The organism is Burkholderia sp. HI2500 (assembly GCF_002223055.1).
In the GTDB taxonomy this organism is placed as follows: Bacteria; Pseudomonadota; Gammaproteobacteria; order Burkholderiales; family Burkholderiaceae; genus Burkholderia.
The window spans coordinates 549,640-575,548 of sequence record NZ_NKFL01000007.1 but is presented as its reverse complement, the minus strand read 5'-3'; the positions used below and the strand labels follow the sequence as shown (position 1 = coordinate 575,548).

31 protein-coding genes are annotated in these 25,909 nt (G+C 66.4%); 8 read left to right on the top strand and 23 right to left on the bottom strand.

Features of this window, described 5'->3' with window-relative positions; all coding sequences use genetic code 11:
* The first annotated feature begins 4 nt into the window (after positions 1–4).
* On the top strand, positions 5–478 hold the full coding sequence (locus CFB45_RS34855) for an acyl-CoA thioesterase (protein WP_089429652.1): 474 nt from the start codon (positions 5–7) through the stop codon (positions 476–478).
* A gap of 13 nt (positions 479–491) precedes the next feature.
* Here the strand turns inward: CFB45_RS34855 and CFB45_RS34850 are convergent, their stop codons facing one another.
* From CFB45_RS34850 to CFB45_RS34840, 3 genes are all read right to left on the bottom strand, one after another.
* Positions 492–1,934 (bottom strand): sensor histidine kinase, encoded by a 1,443-nt coding sequence (locus CFB45_RS34850; protein WP_089429651.1) that lies wholly within the window; start codon positions 1,932–1,934, stop codon positions 492–494.
* Positions 1,935–2,427: 493 nt separating this feature from the next.
* The gene (locus tag CFB45_RS34845; RefSeq protein ID WP_006489184.1) at positions 2,428–2,640 is read right to left on the bottom strand and encodes a twin transmembrane helix small protein; all 213 of its coding nucleotides are present in this window, start codon (positions 2,638–2,640) and stop codon (positions 2,428–2,430) included.
* Positions 2,637–2,987 (bottom strand): hypothetical protein, encoded by a 351-nt coding sequence (locus tag CFB45_RS34840; RefSeq protein WP_089429650.1) that lies wholly within the window; start codon positions 2,985–2,987, stop codon positions 2,637–2,639. Before CFB45_RS34840 ends, CFB45_RS34845 begins: the two co-directional genes overlap by 4 nt.
* Positions 2,988–3,257: 270 nt before the next feature.
* On the opposite strand from CFB45_RS34840, the gene CFB45_RS34835 reads away from it, so the two are divergent.
* Positions 3,258–4,016 (top strand): YoaK family protein, encoded by a 759-nt coding sequence (locus CFB45_RS34835; protein WP_089429649.1) that lies wholly within the window; start codon positions 3,258–3,260, stop codon positions 4,014–4,016.
* A gap of 87 nt (positions 4,017–4,103) precedes the next feature.
* Positions 4,104–4,289 (top strand): ribbon-helix-helix protein, CopG family, encoded by a 186-nt coding sequence (locus CFB45_RS34830; RefSeq protein WP_021158209.1) that lies wholly within the window; start codon positions 4,104–4,106, stop codon positions 4,287–4,289.
* A gap of 32 nt (positions 4,290–4,321) precedes the next feature.
* On the opposite strand, the gene CFB45_RS34825 is transcribed toward CFB45_RS34830, so the two are convergent.
* Together CFB45_RS34825 and CFB45_RS34820 are read right to left on the bottom strand one after the other, a co-directional pair.
* Positions 4,322–5,158, bottom strand: a complete 837-nt coding sequence (locus CFB45_RS34825) for a spermidine synthase (RefSeq protein WP_089429648.1) — start codon at positions 5,156–5,158, stop codon at positions 4,322–4,324.
* A gap of 43 nt (positions 5,159–5,201) precedes the next feature.
* Entirely contained in the window at positions 5,202–5,546 is a 345-nt protein-coding gene (locus CFB45_RS34820) for a zinc ribbon domain-containing protein YjdM (RefSeq protein ID WP_021158207.1), read from the bottom strand.
* A 363-nt stretch (positions 5,547–5,909) separates the two neighbouring features.
* Between CFB45_RS34820 and CFB45_RS34815 the strand changes: the two genes are divergently transcribed.
* The 3 genes from CFB45_RS34815 (at position 5,910) to CFB45_RS34805 (ending at position 7,406) form a co-directional block, all read left to right on the top strand.
* Positions 5,910–6,173: an HPr family phosphocarrier protein gene (locus tag CFB45_RS34815; protein ID WP_174970737.1), complete on the top strand. Its 264-nt coding sequence runs from the start codon at positions 5,910–5,912 to the stop codon at positions 6,171–6,173.
* A 63-nt stretch (positions 6,174–6,236) separates the two neighbouring features.
* Positions 6,237–6,458 (top strand): hypothetical protein, encoded by a 222-nt coding sequence (locus CFB45_RS34810; RefSeq protein WP_039371644.1) that lies wholly within the window; start codon positions 6,237–6,239, stop codon positions 6,456–6,458.
* A gap of 408 nt (positions 6,459–6,866) precedes the next feature.
* Complete coding sequence (locus tag CFB45_RS34805; RefSeq protein ID WP_089429646.1) at positions 6,867–7,406, top strand: GNAT family N-acetyltransferase; 540 nt, start codon at positions 6,867–6,869, stop codon at positions 7,404–7,406.
* 61 nt (positions 7,407–7,467) lie between these two features.
* Here CFB45_RS34805 and CFB45_RS34800 read toward each other — a convergent pair whose 3' ends face one another.
* From CFB45_RS34800 to CFB45_RS38775, 3 genes are read right to left on the bottom strand one after another with little or no spacing between them, the layout of a single operon-like run.
* Entirely contained in the window at positions 7,468–7,722 is a 255-nt protein-coding gene (locus tag CFB45_RS34800; protein ID WP_256978525.1) for a hypothetical protein, read from the bottom strand.
* 19 nt (positions 7,723–7,741) lie between these two features.
* Entirely contained in the window at positions 7,742–8,095 is a 354-nt protein-coding gene (locus tag CFB45_RS34795) for a hypothetical protein (protein WP_089429644.1), read from the bottom strand.
* A 12-nt stretch (positions 8,096–8,107) separates the two neighbouring features.
* The gene (locus CFB45_RS38775) at positions 8,108–8,296 is read right to left on the bottom strand and encodes a hypothetical protein (RefSeq protein WP_144025260.1); all 189 of its coding nucleotides are present in this window, start codon (positions 8,294–8,296) and stop codon (positions 8,108–8,110) included.
* Between the two features lie 433 nt (positions 8,297–8,729).
* Here CFB45_RS38775 and CFB45_RS34790 point away from each other — a divergent pair, with 433 nt between their 5' ends.
* Positions 8,730–9,440, top strand: a complete 711-nt coding sequence (locus tag CFB45_RS34790) for a response regulator (RefSeq protein ID WP_089429643.1) — start codon at positions 8,730–8,732, stop codon at positions 9,438–9,440.
* Between the two features lie 10 nt (positions 9,441–9,450).
* Here CFB45_RS34790 and CFB45_RS34785 read toward each other — a convergent pair whose 3' ends face one another.
* From CFB45_RS34785 to CFB45_RS34720, 14 genes are all read right to left on the bottom strand, one after another.
* Positions 9,451–9,933, bottom strand: a complete 483-nt coding sequence (locus CFB45_RS34785) for a DUF1641 domain-containing protein (protein ID WP_089429642.1) — start codon at positions 9,931–9,933, stop codon at positions 9,451–9,453.
* A 138-nt stretch (positions 9,934–10,071) separates the two neighbouring features.
* Positions 10,072–11,247, bottom strand: coding sequence for a YncE family protein (locus CFB45_RS34780; RefSeq protein WP_179255140.1), 1,176 nt, complete (start codon positions 11,245–11,247; stop codon positions 10,072–10,074).
* Positions 11,248–11,308: 61 nt separating this feature from the next.
* Positions 11,309–12,121 carry a creatininase family protein gene (locus CFB45_RS34775; protein WP_089429641.1) on the bottom strand — a complete coding sequence of 271 codons (813 nt, stop codon included), beginning with the start codon at positions 12,119–12,121 and terminating at the stop codon, positions 11,309–11,311.
* A 231-nt stretch (positions 12,122–12,352) separates the two neighbouring features.
* Entirely contained in the window at positions 12,353–12,751 is a 399-nt protein-coding gene (locus CFB45_RS34770; RefSeq protein ID WP_089430118.1) for a RidA family protein, read from the bottom strand.
* Positions 12,752–12,842: 91 nt separating this feature from the next.
* Positions 12,843–13,613, bottom strand: a complete 771-nt coding sequence (benD, locus tag CFB45_RS34765; RefSeq protein WP_089429640.1) for a benzoate diol dehydrogenase BenD — start codon at positions 13,611–13,613, stop codon at positions 12,843–12,845.
* A 2-nt stretch (positions 13,614–13,615) separates the two neighbouring features.
* On the bottom strand, positions 13,616–14,638 hold the full coding sequence (gene benC / locus CFB45_RS34760; protein WP_089429639.1) for a benzoate 1,2-dioxygenase electron transfer component BenC: 1,023 nt from the start codon (positions 14,636–14,638) through the stop codon (positions 13,616–13,618).
* A gap of 45 nt (positions 14,639–14,683) precedes the next feature.
* Positions 14,684–15,172 (bottom strand): benzoate 1,2-dioxygenase small subunit, encoded by a 489-nt coding sequence (benB, locus tag CFB45_RS34755; protein WP_089429638.1) that lies wholly within the window; start codon positions 15,170–15,172, stop codon positions 14,684–14,686.
* Positions 15,169–16,527, bottom strand: coding sequence for a Rieske 2Fe-2S domain-containing protein (locus CFB45_RS34750; RefSeq protein WP_089429637.1), 1,359 nt, complete (start codon positions 16,525–16,527; stop codon positions 15,169–15,171). Before CFB45_RS34750 ends, benB begins: the two co-directional genes overlap by 4 nt.
* A 114-nt stretch (positions 16,528–16,641) precedes the next feature.
* Positions 16,642–17,586 (bottom strand): catechol 1,2-dioxygenase, encoded by a 945-nt coding sequence (gene catA / locus CFB45_RS34745; RefSeq protein WP_089429636.1) that lies wholly within the window; start codon positions 17,584–17,586, stop codon positions 16,642–16,644.
* A 55-nt stretch (positions 17,587–17,641) separates the two neighbouring features.
* On the bottom strand, positions 17,642–18,778 hold the full coding sequence (locus tag CFB45_RS34740) for a muconate/chloromuconate family cycloisomerase (RefSeq protein WP_089429635.1): 1,137 nt from the start codon (positions 18,776–18,778) through the stop codon (positions 17,642–17,644).
* Positions 18,779–19,342: 564 nt separating this feature from the next.
* On the bottom strand, positions 19,343–20,821 hold the full coding sequence (iaaH, locus tag CFB45_RS34735; RefSeq protein ID WP_089429634.1) for an indoleacetamide hydrolase: 1,479 nt from the start codon (positions 20,819–20,821) through the stop codon (positions 19,343–19,345).
* A gap of 105 nt (positions 20,822–20,926) precedes the next feature.
* Positions 20,927–21,640 carry a helix-turn-helix transcriptional regulator gene (locus CFB45_RS34730; protein ID WP_089429633.1) on the bottom strand — a complete coding sequence of 238 codons (714 nt, stop codon included), beginning with the start codon at positions 21,638–21,640 and terminating at the stop codon, positions 20,927–20,929.
* A gap of 286 nt (positions 21,641–21,926) precedes the next feature.
* Positions 21,927–22,364, bottom strand: a complete 438-nt coding sequence (locus tag CFB45_RS34725) for a hypothetical protein (protein ID WP_144025259.1) — start codon at positions 22,362–22,364, stop codon at positions 21,927–21,929.
* Positions 22,365–22,605: 241 nt separating this feature from the next.
* Positions 22,606–23,508, bottom strand: coding sequence for a LysR family transcriptional regulator (locus tag CFB45_RS34720; protein ID WP_089429631.1), 903 nt, complete (start codon positions 23,506–23,508; stop codon positions 22,606–22,608).
* Between the two features lie 184 nt (positions 23,509–23,692).
* On the opposite strand from CFB45_RS34720, the gene CFB45_RS34715 reads away from it, so the two are divergent.
* Positions 23,693–24,469 (top strand): SDR family NAD(P)-dependent oxidoreductase, encoded by a 777-nt coding sequence (locus CFB45_RS34715; protein ID WP_089429630.1) that lies wholly within the window; start codon positions 23,693–23,695, stop codon positions 24,467–24,469.
* Positions 24,470–24,520: 51 nt separating this feature from the next.
* Here CFB45_RS34715 and CFB45_RS34710 read toward each other — a convergent pair whose 3' ends face one another.
* Positions 24,521–25,705: a sugar transporter gene (locus tag CFB45_RS34710; protein WP_089429629.1), complete on the bottom strand. Its 1,185-nt coding sequence runs from the start codon at positions 25,703–25,705 to the stop codon at positions 24,521–24,523.
* Positions 25,706–25,909 lie beyond the last annotated feature (204 nt).

Below are 25,909 nucleotides of genomic sequence, written 5' to 3'. Positions count from 1 at the left end.
ATCCATGTTGACGCGAGACGCGATTCTTCACGTCCTTTCCAACGAAACGGCCCATATTTCCGAGAAAACCTTCCACCATGTGGTGGACATTTACCTCAAGGATTCCAATGCCTTCATGAATACCTATTTCGCACGCTATTTCGAATGGCAGGGCGTGTGCCGTGAACGCTGGTTTCACGAATGCATCCACAACAACCTGATGGGGGCCGGCGGGGCATTCGTGACGAAGCGCGCGCATCAGGAATACGTCCATGAGACGTTTCCGTTCCAGCGCGTCGATTGCTTTCTCAATACGTTCGAGGTTCGGCAATGTTCGGCCTACCTGCTGTTTCGCTTCTACGTGGACGGGCGGCAGGTGTCGCTGGGGTATCAGCAAATCGTGTTTGCCGGTTCCGACAAGCGGATCCGCCGGTTTCCGCCGGGCATCATCGAGCGGGTCAAGGCGTATGAGCTGATCCTGCCGTCCGCCGCGAACTGAATGTGAGACCGCCCTACCCGATGCGATAGCGCGGGGGGAGCGCCGGCGGACCGTTCAGTGTCGGGTCCGCCGGCGCCCCGGGCTCCGGCAGCCGGATCGTGAACGTGGTGCGGATGCCGGGAACGGATTCACACGTGATGGTGCCACCGAGCGCTTCACATGCGCGGCGGCAAAAACTCAGGCCCATGCCGGCGCCGCGACCGTGCGACTTGGTCGAGAAAAAGGCGTCGAAAATTTGAGGGAGCACATCAGGGGCGATGCCCGGCCCCGTATCGCTGAAACGCACCACGCAGTAACCGTTGCTGCGATGCGCGTCGATCTCGATCTGCCCACGGCCGTTGGCGTGGATCGCGTACAGGGCATTTTTCAGCAGATTGAAGATCACGAAGATCACGAGCGAGTCGGAGCCGAAAAACCGGATGTCCGTATCGATCGCGTCGACCGATACGCGGTCCCGCTCACCCGGACGGAACGGAAAGCGATCCACGGCGGCGTCGACACAGCCCCGTATCGGATAGGCCGCGAAGCTGTGGCGATCGAGTCGGTCCAGCGTAAAGGACGCCAGGGACATCTCGACCACCGTGCTGGTGGTGTCGACCTGGCGCCGGATCGACGACGCAAGCGTCGGCAGCCGCTCCAGCTGTCCGGGATACAAACTGTCGGCGCACAACCGGTGCTGCACCGCCAGCCGATACCCGCGCAGCAGCTCCGGCAGGACAGCGCGCAGCTCGTCCGCGTGCAGGCCGATCGCCGCCAGCGGCGTGGCCACTTCGTGCGCGACCGTCGCGGCCAGCAGATAGGGACCCATCAGCCCATAGCGGACGATCGACGTCGCGAGTATCCCGAGACTGATCGCGATAAACAGCACCCCCACCGGATAGAAGTCGACGCCGTAGTTCACCGCGTAGTCGGTCGCCGCGAGCGAGTAGAGGCCCAGGCTGACGAGGCATTGCGTGAGCAACTGCCGGACGTCTCGCGCCCGCCCCTGACGTCTTGCCTCGATCAGGAGCCAACCGCTGCGGCAGACCAGGAGTACCGTCTGCACGACGTGCAACGGATGCAGCGGGCCCGCCTTGGGATACGGGCCAAAGAAATGCGGGCGGAATCCATCGACGACCGCATTGCTCGTGACCAGCAGCACGGCCAGCAGGACGCTGAGTCCGTAGGACGCGAATATGATCGGCCGCTCGTCCCGACGCGACACGATCTCCGTCACGAAATGATAGAAGGTCGTCGGCAGAAAAAGGATGAACAGATAGCCGGCCTTGACCAGCACGTTGGCGACGTCCGCGTCGGTGGTCTGGAACAGGAAGGCCCACGTTCCCTGCCAGACGAAGGTCGTCGCGCACATCAGGGCGAACGGGACGGATACCCGCGTGAGCCCCTTGGTGGCCAGCACGTAGAGGCCGAACCCGAGAAACAACGCAGATACGAACGCAGGCAAGATCGAGTACATATGCGTGAATCCACCATGTTGACGGGTCGCGCACCACTGAACTGTCCTGGCCGGTGCCGTTCGCGAGAGTAGCACGCCGCGCTCGGCGAGCGAGCGCGGCGGCTTTGTCCATGGGGCCTCTGCGCATCACAACTGTTGCACGCGCGGTGCCGTGTGCCGGGTAGCGTTGACCAGAATGAAATTGTCGCGGTTTGCGAAGCAAGGTTGTCACCTGGCCGTTCAACGTTGGCCGGAAGGTGCGAAGGTCTCGTGAATTCATGAGGCTGCACGTCGCGAATTCAGGTTTGTCACTGGCCGTGGTCTCGCGAAGACCCGTGTCAACGCCCCTGCGCTGCCGTTGCAGCGTGGGCAGTCTCTGTCGCGCGTCGTGCGAAACCTGATTTTGGATCACACAACCCCATCATCACGATAAGTTTTCTTATCACAATAGATCGATGAGAGAGCCAAACTCGCATTTGCGCAAACGCCCCGCATGCAACGGGGCGTTCGCCTTTCAGCGCCCGATCGGCAACCCGGTCGGCTCGATCCAGCCCAGCTTGTAAGCGATCAGCAGCGACAGGAACAGCGTGACCGACAGCCCGACGCGTGCCGCGAGCGACCATGCCATCCGCTTGGACTTGCCGCGATCGTGATTCATGAAATACAGCGCGAAGATCAGGCTCGCGATGATCATCGCGAATGCCACGGAAACCAGCAGAGTTTTCATTGGTGATGCCCTTGAAGATCGGAATCGGCCTGAAGCAGTTCGGCCAGTTTGTGCCGCTCGTCGGCGAGCGCGCCGACGCCCGACGCCGGCCAGTCCAGCGCGACGCCATTGCCCAGCGAATCGCGCACGAGCGCCTGGTAGCGCCGGTCGTTGATCCGGCCGTGGTCCATCGTTTCCGAGATCTCGCGCCGGAACGGCAGCGGGAAACTCGCGTACGCGCGCGACAGCGCCGCATATTGTCTCGCATCGATCTCTTTCGACGATGGTATGACAGTCCAGATCACCACAGCCACGATGGCCGTGAACGGGATCGCCGTATAGCGAAGAATGAACTTGATCGGGGTCATGAAGCGGTGGGCAGAAGTGATCGCGAAGGCGGGCGGCGCGGCCGTGCGGCAGCGAAGCCGCAGTCGGGCCGCTGTCAGGCCGCGCCGGATGACATTGTACTGAAAGCCCTATTCGACTAACAGAGTATGATAATGGCATTATCATGTTCGTCACATGATTCGAGAGACCCGGCACCTGTGGGCAGGCGGCGTGCCCGCCCTGCCGTCCGGTGCCGGTCGTCACGTCCGTGCCCGCGATTCGCGGCGATTGAGCGAAGCCCCTGAGCCCCTATGCCAGCGCAGTACTTTCGAAACCTGACGGGAAAACACCGCAGCGCGACCGCGAACCGTCAGCTCGGGTTTTCGCTGGCGTTCGTCGCCGGCGCGGCCAATGCCGGCGGCTTCCTCGCGGTCAAGCAATACACGTCGCACATGAGCGGCATCGTGTCGGCGATCGCCGACCAGACGGCGCTCGGCGACGTGCGGCTCGCGCTGGCCGGCATCAGCTCGCTGGGGTCGTTCCTGATCGGCGCCAGCTGCTCGGCGATCCTCGTCAACTGGGGCCGCCGTCGCGGCCTGCACAGCCAGTTCATGCTGCCGCTGCTGGTCGAGGCCGCGCTGCTGCTCCTGTTCGGGCTGCTCGGCAGCCACCTCGCGCTGTGGGAAACCTTCTTCGTGCCGGTGACCGTGACGCTGCTGTGCTTCATCATGGGGCTGCAGAACGCGACGATCACGAAGCTGTCGGGCGCGGAGATCCGCACGACGCACATGACGGGCATCGTGACCGACCTCGGCATCGAGCTCGGGAAGCTGTTCTACTGGAACCGGTCGGCGGTCGACGTCGACGCGCAGGCGGTCGTCGCCAACCGCTCGAAACTGCGGATTCACGCGACGATGCTCGCGTCGTTCTTCATCGGCGGCCTGGCCGGCGCGATCGGCTTCAAGCATGTCGGCTACGTGTCGACCGTGCCGCTTGCCGCGGTGCTCGTCACGCTCGCGATCGTGCCGGTGATCGACGACCTGCTCGCGTTGCTCCGCAGCAGGCGCTGATCGCGCACCGGGAGCGCGCTTTCGGCGGTGGCGCCGAAGGCGGATCGATTATAATTTGATTAACATACCGACCACCCTCGCCCCGCAATGGAAACGAAAACCGCCCGCCTGACCGTCCTGATCGATCCCGCGAAAAAGGAAGCCTTCGAGATGCTCTGCGCGGAGCAGGATCTCACGCCGTCGCAAGTCGTGCGGCAACTGATCCGCGAGTATCTCGACCGCCACGGCGTAACGTACAAGACCAAGAGCGCGCTCGGCAAGCGCGTGAAGTAAAGACGGCCGTACAGGCCGCGCCTACCTGCAGGCTACGCGCCGATTTCCCATCGCCCGTGCGGCTGCGCACGCATCACCAGCCGCTGCGGGTCGACGCTCTCCCCGGCCTTCATCCGCCTCGCCGTGGCCGCCAGCTTGAGCTCGCCGGCCCGCGCACACGCCAGTGCGCGTTCGAGCAGGATCCGCAGCGACGGCAGCCGGCTGCCACCCTTCCATGCGAACGCGATGAAGTTGTTGTCGTCGCCGCACGGCGCCAGCGTATACGACATGCCGAATACGGATCGCAACTGCTCGAGATGCTCCGGCAGCGCGGGATCGTCGTCCATGAAGTTGATTGCCAGCACGCCGTTTTCGCTCAGGCGCGCGTGACATGCGGCGAGGAATGCGGCGCCCGTACAGCGGCCCCGCATGCCGTCGGCGACGAACGCGTCGTGCAGGATCACGTCCGTCCGGACATCCGCCCTGTCCAGATGATCCGCGCCGTCGGCGCACACCACCGTGAACCGGCCGTCATCAACGGGAATCCTGAAAACGTCACGCAGCGCGATCACGTCCGGATTGATCTCGACCGCGTCGATCGTCGCGCCGGGCAAGTGCCGGTAGCAGTACTTCGCCAGCGAACCACCGCCGAGCCCGAGCATGCAGATGTGCGCGGGCTCGGGCTGCAGCAGCAGAAAGCCCATCATCACGCGCGTATAGCCGAGCTCGAGCCGGCCCGGATCCCGGAGCGACATGAAGCTCTGCGTGCCGAAATGGTCGAAGTGCAGCGAAAGCGCGTGCTGCGTCTCCAGCACGAACGGCCGGCCGTCGTTCAGCGGCGTCGCCAGGAACCTGACGAACGCGTCGTAGGAAATTCGATCCTCGGCCATGAACGGGCAGTCAGTTACTGACGGTCGATTGGAGCGTGCGCGCTCAGACTTTCTTCAGGTAGCAGGCCTTCAGCATGAAGCCCCCCATGTCGGTCTTGCAGTCGACCTCGTGATCGCCGCCGACGAGCCGGATGCTCTTGACCTTGGTGCCCATCTTAAGCGTGATCGACGAGCCCTTCACGCGCAAATCCTTGATCAGTACGACCGAGTCGCCATCCGACAGCACGTTGCCGTTGGCGTCCTTGACGACGTCGCCCGCCGGTTCGTCGCCCGTTTCGGCGCCGGCGCCGGCCGACCATTCATGGCCGCAGTCCGCGCATACGGTCAGCGTGCCGTCCGGGTAAGTGTTTTCCATCGCGCATTGCGGGCAGGCGGGGGCGGCGTTCATTGCGGCTTCCATTCAGGGGGAGTTGAGTCGTCGATAAAAAGGCCGGGCGCGCTGGCAGCGTCGCCCGGCCCGCCTGAAGGCACGTGCCGATGGGTCGGCGAGCCGCCTTCGGCGCACACGGCATTATAATGCAATACACATATCTTGGCTGCTGTATTATAATGGGCGTTTTCGCGCCGTTCGCCGGACTTGCGGCCCGTTTCACCGAGAATGCCGGCACATCCACGCAGGATGCGCATGCCCCGGCAGCGCTGCCGGCGTTCCGGAGTCATGCGGAGCAGCGCGTTTCTCGCCTGTCTGGCGCACCGCCGGCCCGGCGCCGCACACCGATCCCGACGTTCCGTCCAGAGGCTCTCCGACATCGTGGCAACCGTTGTGTTCGTTGAAATCGGCCCCGCGTGGAACCGCAACCGCGGCCACGCCGCACGAGCAGCCGCCGCCGACGCGGCGCGCGGCTTCGAAAGCGACATCCTGCTGATCGCGAACGGGATCAGCAGCGATGCGAAGGACAGCGCCGCCGTCGCGGCGCTGCAGGTGCACGGCGGCACGTCCGCACAGGTGCTGGCCACCGGCCCCGACGAGGAGGCAGCCCTGCAGGCGCTGCTGCCCGTGCTGCAAGCGCGCTGACCGGCGCGCCACTCGATGTCACGGCATCCCGCCCACCCCGAATCCCCTTTTCACGAGGAAGCGATGAGCGACAACTTCACGTCCAACACCCCGAACCTGTCGGCCTCCGCCATCTGGGCGCTCGAACGCCTCGCCGATGTCCGCTACGGGCGCGACGCACCGGCGCTCGGCTGGTCGATCGCGAGCGAACTCGTCAGCGCGGGCTTCGTCAGCCATCCCGCACACGGCCGCTCGGGCGCCTCGATCACGGCCGAAGGCCGGACCTTCCTGAAGAACCGGAAGTAGACCGCCTGCGGCCGCGAATCGGATTGATCCCGCCGAGCATCATGTCGAGTGACGGCGGCACATCGGAAGGGCGGCGCGCCACATGAAAGTCCGACTATCGCGCGGGAAGCCGATGGAATTGCGCCCGCTTCCCGTGCGACGTCGTCGATGCGGTGGCATCATCTCCGGCCGCCCGCACCGCAGCCTGTTCGTGCAACGGTTTTGCTATCATTCCGGCTCCCTGTCTTGCCGAATTGGACATGCCCGCTCGCAGCGGGCCGCCGTCGCCTGCCGTCAATCGCACGTCGTCGCTCGCCGAGGAACATCGCCGGCCGATCTGCCTGCCGGTGCGCGAACGGAACCCAACCAGCGCGGCATCGACATGCTGACGGCCTGACCGTCCCATGCCCCTCCTCTCCGGAAGCCACGATGCCGCCTGTCTCCTCCCCGCCCGTTCTCGATACGCCGCGTCTCATCCTCGAAGGCCATCCGCTCGGCGACTTCGAGGCGCTCGCCACGATGTGGGCCGAGCCGAAGGTCGTCGAGCACATCTTCAGCGGCAAGCCGTCCGCGCCGCGCGACTCGTGGATGCGCATGCTCGCGTATCGCGGGCTGTGGCCGCTGCTCGGCTATGGGTACTGGGCGATTCGCGAGAAGGCGTCGGGCCGCTATGTCGGCGATCTGGGCTTCGCCGATTTCCACCGGCTCATCGAGCCGTCGATTCGCGGCGTGCCGGAAGCCGGCTGGGCCCTTGCGACGTGGGCGCACGGCAAGGGTTACGCGACCGAGGCGCTCTCGGCCGCGCTGGCATGGCTCGACGGGCAACACCGGTTCGAGCGCAGCGTGTGCCTGATCGCGCCGACCAACGTCGCGTCGATCCGCGTGGCGGAAAAGGCGGGTTATGGGGAGCCGGTGCAGATCCGGTTCAACGATACCGACTCATTGCTGTTTTCGCGCGCGCGCCGATAGGCTGCCGGCGTACGGGTGACGAAGGCGTACCGTATGGACGGCACCCGCGCGCCCTCGCCGCTCACTCCACGACCGGTTCATACAGGCTCGTAAAGAGCCCGTTGTCCATCGGCCAGCAGTTGCCGCAATCATCGCGCACGATCCAGTCACCCGACTTCACCGAACGCCAGCCTTCCGGTGTGGCGATCGCGCGTCCGCCTTCACGGGTTTCCACCCGATCGTGGTCGCCATCCGCGAACCACCGTGTTGCATCGACATAACTGATACGTTTTCGAAATCGCATACCGCCACCGAAATGTTGAGACCTGACCGGCATGTTCAAGGACCTGTCCGTGTCAATGCGTGTACGGCGCGAAGCGCCGTGAAATGGCTGAGCGCCACGAAGGGGATCGGGCGGCCATGGCATCCGCCCCGGGCGACGGCGGCCGGGTTTCGTACAACGCCTTCCGGCTCTCCGCGACGCGTGCCTCCAGCGCTTCCCGTGCGGTGATCGAGATCCGGATATCGATCTCCCGCATTCTCCGGATCGCCGCGTGAACCTCGTCGGGTTGATCGGGTGATAGCGCCGTCAAGAACGCCGAACGTGTTTCCGCTGCCCGGACGGCCTCGCTCCAGTCGGCGTGGGCGACCGCGACTTCGATCGCGTTCGTGAGTGAATCGAGACTCCGGATGATTTGAAGCGGCGTCATTTCGCATTCCTATCAGAGCATCGTGCCGGTCAGACGTTTGCCGCCTGGAAGGCGGGGTGACGTCGACATTGTTTCGCGCGCGTCGAGGCACCGACAGTGCCGCACCGAACGGACGCACCACGCGAGCAATGGCACGCTGTCAGTCACCGCCATCGCATTGGCATTCACTTCGGCGGCCGGCCGGAAGCCGGCGTGCGTCATGCTGGCCACCGAGTCGCCACGATTGTAAGGACCTGTCCGTTGCCCGTTTCGTAATATTTTGTAATGATATGTCGAGCAATCTTTACCGGCTTGCGGCGCGGGCGGGCGTGCTTTTCACGCGCCATTTTTCCGCAAACGTTTTCGTGCGAACGACATCGCGCCAGCGATCCTTGCCGGCCTTTAACCGGATTCCACGCCCGACCTTATCGCCCAACCGTCGCCCCGTTCCGCGACGACACGATTCCCCCCCTTCGCCCATTTGCCTGGCTGCCTGGGCCGGGTGATTCGCGTGCGGACCGGGCGGTCGAGCGATGCAGATTTCGCCACATTCCACCGGATTGTTTGGACGTATCATGCGCGTCTCTTCAGCCACCCCATGGTCGGACTGGGCTTGAACGCTCGCCACTTTCCCGTTTCACCCCCTCGTTTAGCGATGCCCATCCGAATCCTGCTCGTCGAAGACGACGTCCCATTGTCCGCACTGATCGCAGACTATCTGCGCACGCATCAGTACGAGGTGGACCGCCTGTTCGACGGCGCCGACGCCGTCGCCACGATCGTCGCACGTCACCCCGACCTGGTGCTGCTCGACATCAACCTGCCGGGCAAGGACGGCTTCGAGATTTGTCGCGACGCACGCACGCAGTACGACGGCATCGTCATCATGATGACGGCTCGCGACGAACAGTTCGACGAGTTGCTCGGCCTGGAATTCGGCGCGGACGACTTTCTCCACAAGCCGATCGAGCCGCGCATCCTGCTCGCGCGGATCAAGGCCCACCTGCGACGGGTGCGCATGCGCCCGGACGATGTCGAGCCGGCATCGCCTCATCGTTTCGAGTTCGGCAAGTTTTCGATCGACCGGGCCGATCGCAAGGTGCGTCTTCCCGACGGCAGCGCACCCCGCCTGACGTCGACCGAGTTCGACCTGCTGTGGGCGCTCGTCTGCCGCGCCGGCGAGGTGGTCAGCCGAAAAGACCTGACGCTGCTGCTGCGCGGCATCGAGTTCGACGGCTTCGACCGCTCGATCGACGGCCGCATTTCGAAGCTGCGCCGCAAGCTGCGTGACGACCTGATGGAACCGAAGCGAATCAAGACGATTCGCGGCAAGGGCTATCAGTTCAGCAAGCACGCGTGGGACTGACGCGCTGCGCTCAGGTGCCCGTCGTCTTCTCGCCGGGCGCTGTAACGGGCGTCTCCGGGGCGCGCGCCAGCCCTTGCGCGAACACCTTCAACCCTTCCAGCAACGGCGTCAGCGCGTCCCACAGTGCTTCGTCGTGCAGCAGCCGGTAGACGCCGCGCACGCCCGGTGCGACATGCTCGTGCTGCGCCGGCTGCCACGCGCCGACGTGATGCAGCGCGTCGGCGGCCGCGAACACGGCCTTGCCGAACTGCTCGGGCGGAATGCGCGACAGCGCCATCAACAGCACCGCGAGATTCTGCATGCCGCTCTGCATGCCCGGCTTGTCGAGCGCATCGACGAACGTGTCGGCCAGCCGCGCGTTCGCGCTGACGACCTCGGTCGCCAAATGCAGGAATCCATGCCGGTGCAGGCTGCCGAGCAAATGTTCGAGCGCATCGTGCGCGCTGGGCTCCGGGTGCGGAGGCGTCGTTTCGGGGGACTGACGTTCGGTCATCGGCTTTCTCCGTTTGGGACGCCACGTGGCCGCCGCGACGGCGGCCACGCGCGCCGGTTGCGTATGCGGGTTTCATCGGCGAGCCAGGCGGCCCGCGTGTCGGGCGGCCGTGCCGGTGCGCGCTGACCGGCCGCCGCCCTACCGCATGTTTCCCGTATGGCCCAGCGAATAGCGGCCCGGCTGCGGCCACACCGTCAGGCCGTGCGGCTCCATGCCGACGGGAATCGACCGGACCGCGCCGCTCGCGGTGTCGATCGCGTAGACGACGTCATCGAAACGGCCCGACAGCCACAGCGTGGTGCCGTCCGCGCTGACGTTGCCCATGTCGGGGCTGCCGCCGCCGGGAATCGGCCAGGTCGCGACCACCTGGCGGGTCGCGAAATCGAGCACCGAGACGCTGCCCTTGCCGTGACGCGGCCCATGGACGCGATTGGAGCCGCGATTCGCGATATAGAGCTTCGTGCCGTCGCGGCTCGGGTACAGGCCGTGCGTCCCGACGCCGGTCGGGATGAAGCCGAGCTTCGTGAAGGCGTCGCCATCGATGACGTACACCCCGTCCGCCATCATGTCGGCGACATAGAACACCTTGCCGTCGGGCGACACGCGAATGTCCTGCGGCATTCCTTTCCGGTCGAGCTCGAGATAGCCGACCACCTTGCGGTTCACGAAATCGATCTTGGCCAGCTTGCCGCCGAACTCGCACGTGAAGAGCGCATACCGGCCGTCGATCGAGAAGTCGGCATGGTTGATGCCCTTGCAGTGCGGCACATCGAGGCTCGATTTCAGCGCCATCGTTTTCGGGTCGCGGAAGTCGAGCCGCGCATGCGCTTCGGCCACCACGATCGCGTCCTGGCCGTCGGGCGTGAAATACATGTTGTACGGATCGTCGACGCTCACCGGCTGGCCGGGCTTGCCCGTCTTCGGATCGATCGGCGTCAGGCTGCCGTCGGTTCGCCCTTCCGCATTGTTCGCGACCCACAGCGTCTGCAGGTCCCATGCCGGCACGACGTGCTGCGGACTGCGGCCAACGGCGAACCGGTCGACGACCTGATACGTGGCCGGGTCGATCACGTAGACGTCGTTCGATCTCAGGTTCGGCACATAGATGCGCGGCAACGCGCCCGCTACCGCCGCGCTCATGCGGCCGGCCTGCGCCTCGCTGTACAGGTTGTCGGGATGAAGGACGGGCGGCATGCCGGGTACGGTCGCGACGGCAGCCGCCGCGACCGCCCCGCGGGCACCGACAGCCAGCGCCGCCACGATGACGATCGCGGGACGGGAGAAGCGAAGATGACGGAGAAAGCGCGGTTGCATGACGATGTCCCGGTTCGATTGAAGGGAACGACGACAAAGGTAGCGCGATGGCGCGGCTGCGTCAGCGGCCGGCGATGTCCTTTCTGATCGCATCGACGGTGCGCGACACGATGGCGTCGGTGCCCAGCCGGCCGAGTTCGACACTCGCATGACGCGGATCGCCGCCGTAGACGCCGTCGACGGCGCCCGGCTTCGCGGCGTTGCGCAGCTGGTCGACCCTGACCATGCGCGGCTCGACCGCCAGCAGCAGCGCCGTGTCGGCCAGCCCCGCATGCGTGCCGATCTCCGCGCCCGGCACGCCGTGCTCGCGCAGGATCTGGTCATAACCGTCGGAACTGGTGCCGTAGTACGCGGCCGGCACGAACGCGCGCGCCCCCGTGCCGGCCCACGACTTGTTCAGCCGGGCCACGGATTGCTTGATGTCGTTCTGGTAGCCGCCGTGGTCGCCGAGGAACACGATGTTGGTGAAGCCATGGACGCGGAAGCTGTTGGCCGCGGATTCGAGGGTCTTTTCGAAGACGTCGTCGGGCACGGTGATCGTGCCCGGGAAGCGCATGTGCGACGTCGGCGGCGCATAGCCACCCTCGGGCACATAGGCGATGACGGGCGCGACGATCGCGTTGCCGAGCCCTTCCGCGATCCGCTCGGACAGCACCCTGACCCGCGCGTTGTGCTTGCCGAGCGCGACGTACGGCCCGCTTTGCTCGGTCCCGCCGATCGGAATCAGGATCGTGGTCTTGCCGGCCCGGATGCTGTCGCGCAGTTCAGTCCAGGTCATGTCTTCGAGTTGCACCGTGCCCGGCGCCTGGGCGAGCACGGCTTGCGCGACGGTGACAGCGAGGGCGGCGAGGATGGCGCGTGGCAGGCATTTCATCGCGGATTCCCGGCGTAAGGAAAGAAACGACGCGGCGTTCCCTCGCACCATAAACGAACTCGCGCGACTTGTCGCTGACCGACGCATGACGCTTCACGCCGCGGGTCGAGAGAAAGGATTTCGTCAGGATGCCGTCTTGCGTCGCGAAGCCTGTCGCTCCCGGTCAGCACGCGACGAGCCGATTCGAGGCGCGGACGCCGGCACTTCGCACCCGCTCCTCATCAGCGCCCATCACGCCGGCAACACGGCCACCGCCTTGATCTCGACGATATAGCCGGGCGCGCCGCCCAGCATGTGCGCACCGACCGCCGTCCACGCCGGCTTCGGGTGCGCCGCGAGGTAGCGGTCGCGCACCTGCATGAACAACGGCAGGTCGCGCATGTCGGTATGGAAGGTCGTCAGGTCGACCACGTCGTTGAACGATGCGCCTGCCGCCTCCAGCACAAGCTTCAGATTCTCGAACGCCTGCACGATCTGCGCTTCACGGCCGTCGACGAGCTGCATCGCCGCATCGCGGCCGATCTGGCCGGATACGTACAGCGTATCGCCGACCTTCAGGCCCGGTGCATAGCCGATTTTCTCGTACACCGCTTCCATTCCCGCCGGAACGATGGCTTTGCGATCACGCATGAGGGTCTCCGTGGCCGGCGTCTTGGCGCCGACCGGTGGGTTGTCGATGAACACAGGTTGAACACGTGCAGGTGGCGCCACGACACATCGCTCAACCCGTATCGCCGCCCGCGACCGGCAGGACCGTGCCGGTGATGTAGCTCGCCTCGTCGGACGCGAGGAACAGGATCGGCGCGATCTGCTCGTCGAGGCTGCCGTAGCGCTTGAAGAACGTCGACTCGGTGACCTGGCGCACCGCCTCGCCCATCCATGCCTGTTCCTGCTCGCTGTCACCGGCCGCATTGCGCGGCACGCGGCGCGGCGGCGCGCTGGTGCCGCCCGGCGCGGTCGCCACGACCCGGATGTTGTGCTCCGCGTATTCCATCGCGAGCGCTGCCGTCAGCGCATTGACGCCGCCCTTCGCCGCCGAGTACGGCACGCGGCGGATGCCGCGCGTCGCGTTCGACGAGATGTTGACGATCGTGCCGCCGCCGCGCGCGAGCAGGTGCGGCAGCACCGCGTGGCACGTATAGAGCGTCGGCATCAGCGAACGGCGGATTTCCGCATCGATCTGCGCGGGCTCGAATTCGGCGAACGGGCGCATGCGAATCGCGCCGCCGACGCCGTTGATCAGGATGTCGACGCCGCCGAACGTCTGCGCGGCGTACGCGATCGCCGCATGCGCACCGTCGTAGGTTTCGAGATCGGCGACGAAGCCGGCCGTCTCGCCACCGGTCGCTTCGGCCGCGACGTCGGCGACGAAATCCGCGCGATCGACGAACAGCACCCTGCCGCCTTCGGCCGCCGCGCGCAGCGCGACGCCACGGCCGATGCCCTGCGCGGCGCCCGTGACGACGATGACCTTGCCAGAGAATCGTTGCATGATCACGCCGCCTTTGCCGTGACGTTGGGGGTGAACTTCTCGTAGTGGAAGCTGTTCGGCTTCACGCCTTCGTCGTCGAAATACTGGCGCACCGCGTCGACCATCGGCGGCGGCCCGCACAGATACACGTCGACGTCCCCGTCGTTCAGCGCCTCGGCCGGGATGTGCTGCGTGACCCAGCCCTTGCGCGGATGGCTCGACGCCGCATCCGCGACGACCGTCGCGAAGCTGAAGTTCGGAAGTTTCGCCGCGTAGGCTTCGATCGCGTCGACCAGCACGAGGTCGAGCTCGCGCGTCACGCCGTAGATCAGGTGCATCTTCTGCTGCGACCCGGCGCGCGCGAGCACCTCGAGCATCGACAGGAACGGCGCCAGCCCCGTGCCGCCCGCGAGGAACAGCAGCGGCCGCTGCACGTCGCGCAGGTAGAAGCTGCCGAGCGGCCCGTGCAGTTCCAGCGTGTCGCCGGGCTGCGCCGATTCGAGCCACGTGCTCATCACGCCGCCGGGGATCTTCTTGATCAGGAAGCTGACCTTCGCATCGGCCGGCGCCGACGAGAACGAGTAGGACCGGTGCTGCCCGCTCGCGGGCACGTCGATGTTCACGTACTGGCCCGGCAGGAAAACGGGCGCGGCCGCGCCGACGTCCAGTTCGAGCACGACGGCCGCGTCGTTGTGCTGCTCGACCTTCGTCACCGTGGCGGCGAAGCTGCTCTGGCCGGTCTTGCACGCGACCGACGACGTCGGCACCGCGATCACGCAATCGCTTTGCGGCACCATCTGGCAGGTCAGCACGAGGCCGCCGTCCTTTTCGTCTTCGGTGAGCGCGTCGTCGATGTAATCGTCGCCGAGGTCGTAGCTGCCGCTTTCGGCGCGGCACTTGCAGGTGCCGCACACGCCGTCGGAGCAATCCATCGGCAGGTTGATCTTCGCGCGGAAGGCCGCGTCGAGCACCTTCTCGCCGGCCTTGCAGTCGATGAAGCGGGTTACCCCGTCCTCGAAATTCAGTGCAATCTTGTAGCTGGACATGGCGTCGCCTCCACTTCCTTGTCTTTGATGACGAAACAACGGGCGTCAGACGTGATAGACGTCGAGCACCTGCCGGATGTAGTCGTTCTTCAGCACGATCTTCTTGTACGAGATCAGCAGTTCGTCGCCCACCTGGCGCAACGTGACGAACATCGTGCCGAAGAAGTGATCGGTCACGCGGTAGCGGTGGTTCAGCGTGTGAAAGTTGTAGCGCACGTCCACCTCGTCGTCGCGTTCGGCCAGCACCTCGACGTTCGTCACGTTGTGGCTGGTGCGCGGCTCGGGCGTCGACGCGCCGCTGCGCTCGGTCTTGATCCGGAACACGCGATCCTCGAGGCCGCCGCGGTCCGGGTAGTACATCAGCGAGATCTGGCTCTGATGATCGTCGGTCGGCCGATCGTCGTCGTCCCATGCGGGCATCCAGTACGTGACGTCCTCCGTGTAGCAGGTCAGCCACGCGTCCCACTGACGATCGTCGAGCAGGCGCGCTTCGCGATACAGCGCCGCGCAAATGATCCGGTAATCGAAGCTCATGCTGCCACCTCCCCACGTTCCTTCTTCAGCGCATCGCGCATCACGTGCACCCAGTGTTCGTGCTGGCACACGAACAGCCCTTCGTCCTCGCTGCGCTCGCCGGAAATGCGCGGGTTCAGCCCCATCTTCCTCGCGTTCTCGTCGGGCCCGTCGATCCACAACGGCGCACCGCGCGACAGGTCGTTCCACATCGCCGTGATGCCCGCGTAACCGGCCTGGCATGCGCGGAATTCCTCGAGATCGTCGGCGGTGCCCATGCCCGTCACGTTGAAGAAATCCTCGTACTGGCGGATCCGGATCGTGCGGTCGGCCTCGCTCTCGCCCTTCGGCGCGAAGCAGAAGATCGTGACTTCGGTCTTGTCGACGCCGAGCGGCCGCACCACGCGGATCTGTGTGCTGAACTGGTCCATCAGGAACACGTTCGGGTACACGCACAGGTTGCGGGTCTGGTTGACGATGAAGTCCGCCTGCACATCGCCGACGCGCGCCTTGATCTCGTCACGGTGCTGGTACACCGGCCGCACTTCCGGGTTCATCGTCTGCGTCCACAGCAGGATGTGGCCGTTGTCGAAGCCGTACACGCCCGCGACCGACTTGCTCCAGCTGTTCGCGTCGACGGCCTTGGTGCCGTCTTCCTTGCGGCGGCCCATCGTCGCCGCGTAGTTCCAGTGCACGGTGCTGACGTGGTAGCCGTCGCAACCATTCTCCATCTGCATCTTCCAGTTGCCTTCGTAGATGTAGGACGAGTTGCCGCGCAGCACCTCGAGCCCGTTCGGCGCCTGGTCGACGATCTGGTCGATGATCACGCGCGCTTCGCCGAGGTAGTCCTCGAGCGGCAGCACGTCGGCGCTGAGGCTGCCGAACAGGAAGCCGCGATAGTTCGCGAAGCGTGCGACCTTCTTCAGGTCGTGCGAGCCGTGCGTGTTGAACTGCACCGGATACTCGGTCGTCTTCTCGTCCTTCACCTTCAGCAGCTTGCCGGTGTTCGAGAAGGTCCAGCCGTGGAACGGACACGTGAAGCTGCCCTTGTTGCCGTGCTTGCGGCGGCACAGCATCGCGCCCTTGTGGGCACAGGCGTTGATCACTGCGTGCAGCTCGCCGGTCTTGTCGCGCGTGATCACGATCGGCTGGCGGCCGATCCACGTCGTGTAGTAGTCGTTGTTGGCCGGGATCTGGCTTTCGTGCGCCAGATACACCCAGTTGCCTTCGAAGATGTGCTTCATCTCGAGCTCGTACAGCTCGGCGTTCGTGAAGATGTCGCGGCGGCAGCGGAATACGCCGGCTTCCTTGTCGTCCTGCACGGCGGTGGCGAGCAGGTGATCCAGGTCGGTGGCTTGGTCGATCGTGGCGGACATGTTGGCTCCTCCCATGCGCGTGCCGCGTCCTGCAAGCACGCTCGCATCGGTAATCGGTTGAATCTCGCGGGAACCCGGCCGGCGGCGGCGTATTCGCGCCGTGCCGGCGGGTGGTTACGCCGTCGCGGCTGCGCGCGGGCGGTGGACGATCTGGTTGTCCTTGCCCTGCACCCGCGGCGTCAGCACGAAGTTGAACTCGATGTCCTGGTACGCATCGGCCTTCATGCCGAGCGCCGTGCCGCCGGTCTTCGCGACCACGGGCGGGATCAGCTCCTCGCGCGTCGCATACGCGAAGTCATCCCAGATCAGCGGATCGCCGTCGATGTTGAACTGCGTCGTCAGCTTGCGGTGGTCGGGGCTGTCGACGAAGAAGTGCACGTGCGCCGGGCGGTTGCCGTGGCGGCCGAGGCCGTTCAGCAGCTGCTGCGTCGCGCCCTGCGGCGGGCAGCCGTAGCCGACCGGCATCAGCGTGCGGAATTCGTACGTGCCGTCGGCGCCCGTTCTTACCGCGCCGCGCAGGTTGAACTCGCTCTGCTTGCCGGTCGGGTCGAAGTGCGAATAGAAGCCGTGCGAGTTCGCGTGCCAGCATTCGACCAGCGCGCCCGCGACCGGCTTGCCGTCGAGGCCGGTGACCGTGCCGTGGATCACGAGCGGGCCCGCGCCGTCGTCTTCGTCGAGGTCGATCTTCGACACGCCGTCGCGCACCGGTGCGCCGGCCACATAGAGCGGCCCTTCGATCGTGCGCGGCGTGCCGCCGTCGAGGCCGGCCGCCTTGTCCGCGGCATCCATCCGGATGTCGAGATATTTCTCGAGGCCGAGGCCGGCCGCGAGCAGCGCCGCTTCACCGTCCTGGCCGAGCTTGTTCAGGTAGTTGACGCCGGCCCACACTTCGTCGGGCGTGATGTCGAGATCGTCGATCGCCTTGAACAGGTCGCCGAGCAGCCGCAGCACGACCTGCTGCGTGCGTGCGTTGCCGCCCGTCGTGCCGTTCGCGCCCGCGTTCGACGCGGCCTTCAGCAGATCCTGCACTTCCCGGGACTCGAAAACTTTGACGCTCATGATGGTGTCTCCACGTGTATTGGGGGAATGACGGCCGTTGCCTGGCTCGGGTTATCTATCGCGCGACTTTCGTCAGCCCGTCGCGGGTGAAACGCCTGACCTTGTCCTCGTCGAGTTCGATGCCGAGGCCCGGGCCGTCCGGCACGGTCAGTTCGAAGTCGCTGTAATCGAGCGGCTGCGTCAGGATCTCTTCGGTGATCAGCAGCGGCCCGAACAGTTCGGTGCCCCACTGCAGGTTCGCGACACTCGCGAACAGGTGCGCGGACGCCACCGTGCTGAACGCGCCTTCGAGCATCGTGCCGCCGTACAGCTCGATGCCGGCCGCATCCGCGATCGCGGCGACGCGCTGCGCGGCGAACAGGCCGCCGCTTTGCTCGATCTTGATCGCGAACACGTCGGCGCCGTGGTGCTTCGCGATCTCGAAGGCGCTGTCGGGGCCCTGCAGGATTTCATCGGCCATCAGCGCGACCGGGAAGCGGCGCATCAGGCGCGCCAGCGCCGCGGCCGAAGCCACCGGCTGCTCGACCAGTTCGCAACCGGCATCGGCCAGCGCCGGAATCGCGCGCGCGGCCTGCGTTTCGCTCCACGCCATGTTCACGTCGACACGCACCGCCGCGCGATCGCCGACGGCCCGCTTGATCTCGGCCACGTGGCGGATATCCGTTTCCGGCGACTTCGCGCCGATCTTCAGCTTGAACACGTTGTGGCGGCGCAGGTCGAGCATCCGCTCGGCTTCGGCGATGTCGGTGGCCGTGTCGCCCGATGCGAGCGTCCAGGCGACCGGCAGGCGATCGCGGCGGCGGCCGCCGAGCAGCTCGCTCACCGGCACGCCGAGCCGCTTGCCGTGCGCGTCGAGCAGCGCGGTTTCGAGTGCGCTCTTCGCGAAGTGGTTGACCTTCGCGAGCTTGCCGAGGAAGGCCATCAGCGTCTGGATGCGCGTCGCGTCCTTGCCGATGATCGCCGGCGCGAGATACGTGTCGATCGCCAGCTTCATCGCCTCGGGGCTTTCCGGGCCGTACGCCATGCCGGCGATCGTCGTGCCTTCGCCGAGACCCGTCACGCCGTCGCTGCAGCACACCTTGACGAGCATCAGCGTCTGGCCATGCATCGTGGCCACCGACAGCTTGTGCGGGCGGATCGTCGGCAGGTCGACGAGGCGGGTTTCGATGCGTTCGATGGTGACGGAGGACATGGGGCACGCCGTGTGGGTGATGTTCTTGAGGCGATTTATACGTCTCGGCCAGATCGAGCGTCCAATACTTTTAGGCGGTCATTTCAATACCTGACAGGTATTGAAATTCGCGGATATTCGGTTGATTTAGCTTGCCACCATACCCTCAATGACAGGCAATATGGCCGGGGAGCCGCGCTGGATCGAGAGGAGCGGTCAACCGGGATGCGGACGGCCGGAGACGCGAAAGGCATCGGCCGCCATGGGCGCGGCGACGCAAAAAAGCGGCCTCGGCGGCCCGCTGTCAGGGTTTTCCTGATGCCTCGCCCGGAGCTCGTGGGCGAGTTTCTCGGTATATGCGGTTGGCGGCCGGCTTCGCGTGCGTTGGTTCGAGCGGTTGTCGGGTCAAGACGCTGCGGCGCCGGCGGGATTCACGTCAGCGATGCTTGCGCATCGGGTTGGGTGCGCGAAGGGCCCGGCGTCACCGCAGGTCACCTCATGCGTATGCCGGCCGGCTTCGTGGCGAGCGTCACCGGCTCCGGCAATTCAACCGCCGCACCGCCCCCGGGGCGCGGCGGCACCGCATCACGACTCCCCATCGACACCCGCGTACCCACCCAACCTGCCCTCCACCCCGAATCCATCATTCGGCTCCGGCAGCCGCCCGAGCACCCGCTCGACCTCCAGCGCGACCGCGATGAGTTCGCGATCGGTGCCGGCCGCCCCATCCAGTGCGAGGCCGACCGGCAGCCCGGCCGCCGTCAGGCCGGCCGGGACGGTCATGCCCGGTACGCCGGCATTGCTGCCCGGCTCGGTATTCCGGATGTAGGTCGAGAACACCGACGCAGGCTCGCCGTTGAGCATCATCACGTCGCCCGCCGGGATCGGGCACGCGGTGGCGATCGTGGTCGGAAACACCAGCGCGTCGGCGCCGCTGTCGGCGAGGCACTGCCGATACGCGGCACGCGACCGCGTACGCCGGTCGAGCGCGGTGCGGTACGCCGCTTCGCCGATCCCGTCGGGGCCGGTGATATGGCGGGCGATCTTCGCGACGTCCGGGCTCCCCACGTTCGCGACGATGTCGTCGACCGACAGGTCGTAGCCGTTCTCGACCAGATACGCGTGCATCGATGACCGGAATTCGTACATCGCGATGATGGCCGGCTCATCGTCGAAGAACCCCGGATAGTCGTTCAGGTCGATATCGACACACTCGAATCCCGCCTGAGCCAGTTTCGCCACCGCGGCATTCGCCACCCTTTCGACATCTTGAGCGAGGCCGCGCCAGAACGTCGTGCGCGGGACCGCCAGGCGCACGGAGCGTGTCGTGCCACGGGTCGGCAGCGACATCGGCGCGTGGGCGCCGGTGCCGGACAGAATCGCGTCGAGCAGCGCGATGTCCTCGACCGACCGCGCGATCGGGCCGACGGTGTCGCGCGTGCGCGAAATCGGCGCCACGCCGCCCGACGGGTAGCGCCCCACCGTCGGGCGAAGGCCGACGGCACCGCACAGCGCAGCCGGAATCCGGACCGAGCCGCCGGTGTCCGTCCCGAGCGCGGCGGGCACCACGCCCGCGCCGACCAGCGCGCCCGAGCCGCTGCTGCTGCCGCCCGGAATCCGGTTGAAATCGTACGGGTTGCGTACCGCGCCCGTCACACGGTTGTTGCCCGACACGCCGAACGCCAGCTCGTGCAGGTTGGCCTTGCCCGCGATCAGCGCCCCTTGCGCGAGCAGCCGCGCGACGACCGGCGCATGCTGCGGCGGCACGCGGTTGTGCAGCGCCAGCGTGCCGTTGCCGGTCGGCAGGCACGCGGTGTCGATGTTGTCCTTGATCGCGATCGGCAGGCCCAGCAGCGCGTGCGGGGTGGACGACGTCGCGAGGTCGCGGTCGCAGCGGGCCGCTTCGGCGAGCAGCCGCGCATCGTCGACGCACGTAAAGCCGTTCAGGTAGCGCCAGCGTGCGTGCCGCTCGATCATGGCGTAAGCGTATTCGACGCAGGAAAACTCACGGCGCAGGATCGCGTGCCGGGCTTCGGTGAGCGTCAGGGTTCCCAGGGTGGGCATCGTCGTCGTTCCTCGTCACGGGGGATCGTCACAAGGTAGGGCGCGCCGATTTTGACGCCCATCATCACAATGGATGACCCCGGCCGACGGCCATGCAACCCGCCGTTACGCCAGCGCGGCCGCCACGCTCGCGCGGTTGGCGACGCCCTTCTTCGCCATCACGCGCCGCAGGTGCGTGCGGACCGTCGGCACCCCGATGCCGAGCGTGCGCGCGACGTCCTTGTCGGTATAACCGGCGGCAACCAGCCGCGCGACGTCGCTCTCGCGCTCGGTCAGCCCCGCGCACGCATGGCGCCGCCGCAGCAGCGCGCGCCGGAAAAACGGCTCGATGCCGTTCAGCAGCAGCTTGTCGCGTTCGGTGAAATCGGGCCGCCCTTGCGCCCGCCAGATGCGCAGGTCGCCGACGTGGGTCGCGCCGTCGAACGCATAGACGTTGATGCCGTGGTGCATGCCGTCGCGACACAGGAAATCGGTGTAGAACTCGGTCTGCTCCAGCTCGCGCCGGCTCACCACCTCGTCGACGCAGGTCGCCACGCGGCGCGCGCGCAGTGGCGGCGTGACCGGATCGATATGCTGGAACCACGCTTCGTACCGCGCGATCTGCAACGGATCGAGGTTGTACGAGAAGCCGTTGCGCCACAGGCCGGTGTGTTCGTCGCAATCGAACGACGCGGCGAAATCGGCGCGGAGCAGCTGCGTGATCGCGGGCAGCACGACCGTCCTCACGTCGACGACCGGCCCCAGTTCTTCCAGGCGGGCGACGGTGTCGCCGAACAGCCGGAGTTCCTCCGGTGTGATATCGGACGCGGAAAGGTTCATGACGGACGGTTCCTCGGCAAGCCGGTGGAGAACACCTGCATCGAGCGCTTCGACGGGGGTGTCGCGGCGAAGGCCCGCACGGGCATGGGTGCGTCGCGATGCGCCATGTTACTCGGGGGATCGGTGCAATGCGGATCGCGTATCGACTGCGGCGCCGAGCGGGCTCATGGTTCGCGCGGCGCTCCGACACCTGAGCGGTTCGCCAGGGCGCACGAGGCAAAACGGCCGTTTTCCCGAGGGAACAACGGCCGGGCCACTGCGTCATGGCGCCAACGCGAAGGCCCGGTCAAAGGCCGGCAGCCCCCACCGACGCCTGCCATTGCGCGGCCACGCCGGCGTAATCCCGGACCTTGAACGCGGAGCCATCCTTGACGTGCACCCAGCCGAGCGTGCGCTCGGCGAGCGGCTTGTCGTGGTCGTCCGTCGCGATCTTGACGATCGCCTGCGCACGCACATGGACGAGACCGTCCGGATAGTCGGACGACGGGTTCGCCAGCGTTACCGTCACGAACGGCCCGAGATCCTGCAGCAGTCGCGCGGCGGGCGGATTGTCGGCCATCAGCAACGAACCGCCCTTCACGCGGTCGTCCACGCGAATGGCCGTGCCGCCCGGGCGCCGCTGCGCAGCGGTCGGCTGCGACATCCACAGCACGTGATCCGGGTTGAGATAGACCACATCGGGGTCGCCCATCGCGTCGCGGGTTTCAATCCGGGGTATCGGCATGCACAGTCTCCTGTCGAATATCGGGCACCGGGTGCCGGTGCGTCGGCTCCATGATGATGCCGCAATATGTCGGCTTGCCTCATGCATGGCGGTGAACGGCGAATGGCGCGACCACGCCGGGCCGGATGGCCGCGCGCGATGCACGTTACTCGCACGTTACCGTTTCGCCGGTGCGCCGACGTCGTCGAGTGGTGGTTGACACCGCTTCACGCCAACGCGATCCGTAGCCCGGCCGCACTGCCTACCCTCGCCATGTCGCGTCCGCGAGCTTCGCCACCAGTTCGTCGTACACGACCCGGATGCGCCGGGGCATCGGCCCGCGCCGCGGCCGATAGACGTGCAGCTTCCACGGCTCGGGTTCGAGGCCGGGCAGCAGCCGCACGAGGCGCCCGTTGTCGACGTACGGCCGGACGAGGTATTCCGAGCACTGCCCCAGCCCCACCCCCGCACAGATGGCCTCGATCTCCACCTCGGTATCGTCGGTCAGATACGCCGGCGACGACGGGACGAACTGGTGCTCCCCCCGAAACATCCACGGCCACGCGCGGCCGCTCGCGCGATCGATCAGGCACGTGACCGGCATCGATTCGAGTTCCTTGCGGTTCCTGGGCTCACCCAGCCGCCTGATCAGCGACGGCGCGCCGACGATCCACATCGGCAACGGCCCGACCATGCGCGCGACGAAGCGGTTATCGCCGATCGCCCCGACGCGCACGCCGATGTCGATCTGCTCGTCGACCACCGGCGAAGGCACGTCCGACAGCCGCAAGTCGGGCACGAGCCCCGGATACCGCTGCATGAGATCGCTCAGGATCGGCTGCACGTAACGACGCCCCATGCCCGACGGCGCCGTGATCCGCACGACGCCCACCGGCTCGTCGGCCTGGCCGGTCGCGGGGCCGAACAGCCCGTCGACGGCCGCCAGCGCCGTCTGCGCGTCGCGGGCGAACGACTGGCCGAACGCGGTGATCCGGATGCTCCGCGTCGTCCGGTGAAACAGCGTTTCGCCGAGCATCTCCTCCAGTTCGCGCACCGCGCGCGTCACGACTTGCGGCGACACGCCGAGGCGCGCCGCCGCCTCGCGGAACGTGGGCGCCGCGGCGGCCGCGGAAAAGATCTTCAGGATGTCGAGTCGGTTGAGCATGGAGAACCCTCGTGGCACGCGCATGCGGCAGCGCTTTTCATTCCCGAAACGGGAATTCTGAATGCGCCATTGTTCCATTTTTTTACGATCGGCGAGCGACCACAATGCCCATCAAGCGTGCATCTCAACCGATTCAACTCAGCCCCATGCGCCGCTTTCATCCCTCACTCTGGAGAATCTCATCATGAACGCAAGCACGAAACCGACCCAACTCGACAGCCGCATCGCCCTGGTGACGGGCGCCAGCTCCGGCATCGGCCGCGCGTCCGCGATCGAACTCGCGCGGCGCGGCGCCAAGGTCGTCGTCTCCGCGCGGCGCAAACCCGAGCTCGATCGACTGGTCGACGAAATCGTGACCGCCGGCGGCGAAGCGAAGACCTTCGTCGCGGATGTCGCGAACGAAGACGATCTGCGCAAGCTGTTCAATTTCGCAGTAGAAACCTACGGACGCCTCGACATCGCGTTCAACAACGCCGGCACGGAAGGCGTGTTCGCGCCGCTGCTCGAGCAGGATGCCGAGCGGTTCGACAGGGTGTTCGAACCGAACGTGCGCGGCGTGTTCAACTCGATGAAGTACGCCGCTGAAATCATGCTGCGGCAGGGGTCGGGCAGCATCATCAACAACGCGTCGATGGGCGGGCTGATCGGCTTCGAGAATGCATCGGTCTATATCGCGAGCAAGCACGCGGTGATCGGGATGACGAAGACCGCGTCGATCGAATGGTTCAAACGCGGCGTGCGCGTGAACGCACTGTGCCCGGGGCTGATCGAAACGCCGTTCCATCATCGCGGCATCTGGCCGTCGGAAGAGGCGCAACAGGCATTCGCCGCATCGACACCGGCAGGACGCTGGGGCTCCGCCGAGGAGATGGCGACGATCGTCGCGTTCCTCGCGTCGGACGATTCCAGCTACGTGTCAGGGCATGCGCTCGTGGCCGACGGCGGCTACTCGGTGGCATGACGGGCAACGCGCGAGCCACGTCCGCAAGCCCGTTATTAGCGTGAACAGGCCCTAGGCCACCGCCTGCCTCGCGTGCAGCCGCAGCGCCAGCCACGCGATCCCGACCGCCACAGCGCCGACCACGCCGCCGAACGTGCCGACCCACGGCAGCCCGAAGTCGCCGGCGATATGGTTGCCGATCAGCGCGCCCGCGCCAATGCCGACGTTGTACAGCCCGGAGAAGATCGACACCGCGAGGTCGGTTCCCTCCGGCGCCAGCTTCAGCACCCATGCCTGCATCGCCAGCCCGAAGCAGACGATCGCCCCGCCCCAGACCAGCGTATGCACGGACAGCGTGACGATGTTCAGCGCGCACGGGAACAGGATCAGCAGGCATCCCGCCAGCGCGACGATCGACCCGAGCAGGAAGTCGTCCGGCCGGTGCGGATAGAGGCGGTTGAAGCAGATCGCGGCCGGTATGCCGGCGACGCCGAACAGGATCAGCACATAGGTGATCCGGCTGCTGCTCGCGTGGTTCACGCTTTGGACGAAAGGCTCGATGTACGTGTACGACGTGAAATGCGCGGACACGACGAGCACGGTGATCGCGTACAGCGCCACCAGCGCGGGCTTGCGCAGGAACACGCCGATGCTGCTGAGCGACCCGGCGCCCTCGCTCGGCAAGACCGGCAACGTCGCGCGCAGCAGCAGCAACGCGACGCCCGCCGCGCCGGCGATGATCAGGAACGTGACGCGCCAGCCGAACGTCTCGCCGACCACGCGCCCGAGCGGAATGCCGGCCACCATCGCGATCGCCGTGCCCATCGCCAGCAGGCTGAGCGCGCGGCTTTTCCGGTCGCTCGGCGCGAGCCGCACGGCCAGCGGCACGGAAATCGACCAGAACACCGCATGCGCGCACGCGATGCCCAGCCGGCCAACCATCAGCACCGCGAAATTCCACGCGACGCCGGTCACGACGTGGCTAGCGATGAACCCCAGCAACGCCCACGTGAGCAGCTTGCGACGCTCGACGTGGCGCGTGGCGAGCGTCAGCGGCAGCGACACGACGGCCACGGCCCACGCGTAGATCGTCAGCATCAGGCCGACGTCGGTCGGCTGCATGTGCAGGCTGTCGCCGATCGCGCTGAGCAGCGCGACGGGCACGAATTCGGTGGTATTGAAGATGAAGGCGGTGAGTGCCAGGGTCAGGACACCCCACCACGAGTGCTTGGAACTGACGGCGTCCGGTGTAGCCATACCTGGAATCGGCGAGACGAGGGTTGGGGGCGCGCGGCGCGGAGAACCCGGCCCGGCGATCGCCGCGATTGTACCAGCGGCACATGACACGGCGCGGCGCGGGGGGGCGTCGGTGGGCCGCGGGACATGGTCATGACACGGCCGTGCGCCGATAATGTGCCCACACGCTTCTCACGACCCGTTCGCTCGACCCCTTTCGAGTCA

What these genes read in the sequence shown, in the direction of transcription:
- CFB45_RS34855 (WP_089429652.1), top strand. Translation starts at nt 5, where the DNA reads ATGTTGACGCGAGACGCGATTCTTCACGTCCTTTCCAACGAAACGGCC.
- CFB45_RS34850 (WP_089429651.1), bottom strand. Translation starts at nt 1,934, where the DNA reads ATGTACTCGATCTTGCCTGCGTTCGTATCTGCGTTGTTTCTCGGGTTC.
- CFB45_RS34845 (WP_006489184.1), bottom strand. Translation starts at nt 2,640, where the DNA reads ATGAAAACTCTGCTGGTTTCCGTGGCATTCGCGATGATCATCGCGAGC.
- CFB45_RS34840 (WP_089429650.1), bottom strand. Translation starts at nt 2,987, where the DNA reads ATGACCCCGATCAAGTTCATTCTTCGCTATACGGCGATCCCGTTCACG.
- CFB45_RS34835 (WP_089429649.1), top strand. Translation starts at nt 3,258, where the DNA reads ATGCCAGCGCAGTACTTTCGAAACCTGACGGGAAAACACCGCAGCGCG.
- CFB45_RS34830 (WP_021158209.1), top strand. Translation starts at nt 4,104, where the DNA reads ATGGAAACGAAAACCGCCCGCCTGACCGTCCTGATCGATCCCGCGAAA.
- CFB45_RS34825 (WP_089429648.1), bottom strand. Translation starts at nt 5,158, where the DNA reads ATGGCCGAGGATCGAATTTCCTACGACGCGTTCGTCAGGTTCCTGGCG.
- CFB45_RS34820 (WP_021158207.1), bottom strand. Translation starts at nt 5,546, where the DNA reads ATGAACGCCGCCCCCGCCTGCCCGCAATGCGCGATGGAAAACACTTAC.
- CFB45_RS34810 (WP_039371644.1), top strand. Translation starts at nt 6,237, where the DNA reads ATGAGCGACAACTTCACGTCCAACACCCCGAACCTGTCGGCCTCCGCC.
- CFB45_RS34805 (WP_089429646.1), top strand. Translation starts at nt 6,867, where the DNA reads ATGCCGCCTGTCTCCTCCCCGCCCGTTCTCGATACGCCGCGTCTCATC.
- CFB45_RS34800 (WP_256978525.1), bottom strand. Translation starts at nt 7,722, where the DNA reads ATGCCGGTCAGGTCTCAACATTTCGGTGGCGGTATGCGATTTCGAAAA.
- CFB45_RS34795 (WP_089429644.1), bottom strand. Translation starts at nt 8,095, where the DNA reads ATGACGCCGCTTCAAATCATCCGGAGTCTCGATTCACTCACGAACGCG.
- CFB45_RS38775 (WP_144025260.1), bottom strand. Translation starts at nt 8,296, where the DNA reads ATGACGCACGCCGGCTTCCGGCCGGCCGCCGAAGTGAATGCCAATGCG.
- CFB45_RS34790 (WP_089429643.1), top strand. Translation starts at nt 8,730, where the DNA reads ATGCCCATCCGAATCCTGCTCGTCGAAGACGACGTCCCATTGTCCGCA.
- CFB45_RS34785 (WP_089429642.1), bottom strand. Translation starts at nt 9,933, where the DNA reads ATGACCGAACGTCAGTCCCCCGAAACGACGCCTCCGCACCCGGAGCCC.
- CFB45_RS34780 (WP_179255140.1), bottom strand. Translation starts at nt 11,247, where the DNA reads ATGCAACCGCGCTTTCTCCGTCATCTTCGCTTCTCCCGTCCCGCGATC.
- CFB45_RS34775 (WP_089429641.1), bottom strand. Translation starts at nt 12,121, where the DNA reads ATGAAATGCCTGCCACGCGCCATCCTCGCCGCCCTCGCTGTCACCGTC.
- CFB45_RS34770 (WP_089430118.1), bottom strand. Translation starts at nt 12,751, where the DNA reads ATGCGTGATCGCAAAGCCATCGTTCCGGCGGGAATGGAAGCGGTGTAC.
- benD (WP_089429640.1), bottom strand. Translation starts at nt 13,613, where the DNA reads ATGCAACGATTCTCTGGCAAGGTCATCGTCGTCACGGGCGCCGCGCAG.
- benC (WP_089429639.1), bottom strand. Translation starts at nt 14,638, where the DNA reads ATGTCCAGCTACAAGATTGCACTGAATTTCGAGGACGGGGTAACCCGC.
- benB (WP_089429638.1), bottom strand. Translation starts at nt 15,172, where the DNA reads ATGAGCTTCGATTACCGGATCATTTGCGCGGCGCTGTATCGCGAAGCG.
- CFB45_RS34750 (WP_089429637.1), bottom strand. Translation starts at nt 16,527, where the DNA reads ATGTCCGCCACGATCGACCAAGCCACCGACCTGGATCACCTGCTCGCC.
- catA (WP_089429636.1), bottom strand. Translation starts at nt 17,586, where the DNA reads ATGAGCGTCAAAGTTTTCGAGTCCCGGGAAGTGCAGGATCTGCTGAAG.
- CFB45_RS34740 (WP_089429635.1), bottom strand. Translation starts at nt 18,778, where the DNA reads ATGTCCTCCGTCACCATCGAACGCATCGAAACCCGCCTCGTCGACCTG.
- iaaH (WP_089429634.1), bottom strand. Translation starts at nt 20,821, where the DNA reads ATGCCCACCCTGGGAACCCTGACGCTCACCGAAGCCCGGCACGCGATC.
- CFB45_RS34730 (WP_089429633.1), bottom strand. Translation starts at nt 21,640, where the DNA reads ATGAACCTTTCCGCGTCCGATATCACACCGGAGGAACTCCGGCTGTTC.
- CFB45_RS34725 (WP_144025259.1), bottom strand. Translation starts at nt 22,364, where the DNA reads ATGCCGATACCCCGGATTGAAACCCGCGACGCGATGGGCGACCCCGAT.
- CFB45_RS34720 (WP_089429631.1), bottom strand. Translation starts at nt 23,508, where the DNA reads ATGCTCAACCGACTCGACATCCTGAAGATCTTTTCCGCGGCCGCCGCG.
- CFB45_RS34715 (WP_089429630.1), top strand. Translation starts at nt 23,693, where the DNA reads ATGAACGCAAGCACGAAACCGACCCAACTCGACAGCCGCATCGCCCTG.
- CFB45_RS34710 (WP_089429629.1), bottom strand. Translation starts at nt 25,705, where the DNA reads ATGGCTACACCGGACGCCGTCAGTTCCAAGCACTCGTGGTGGGGTGTC.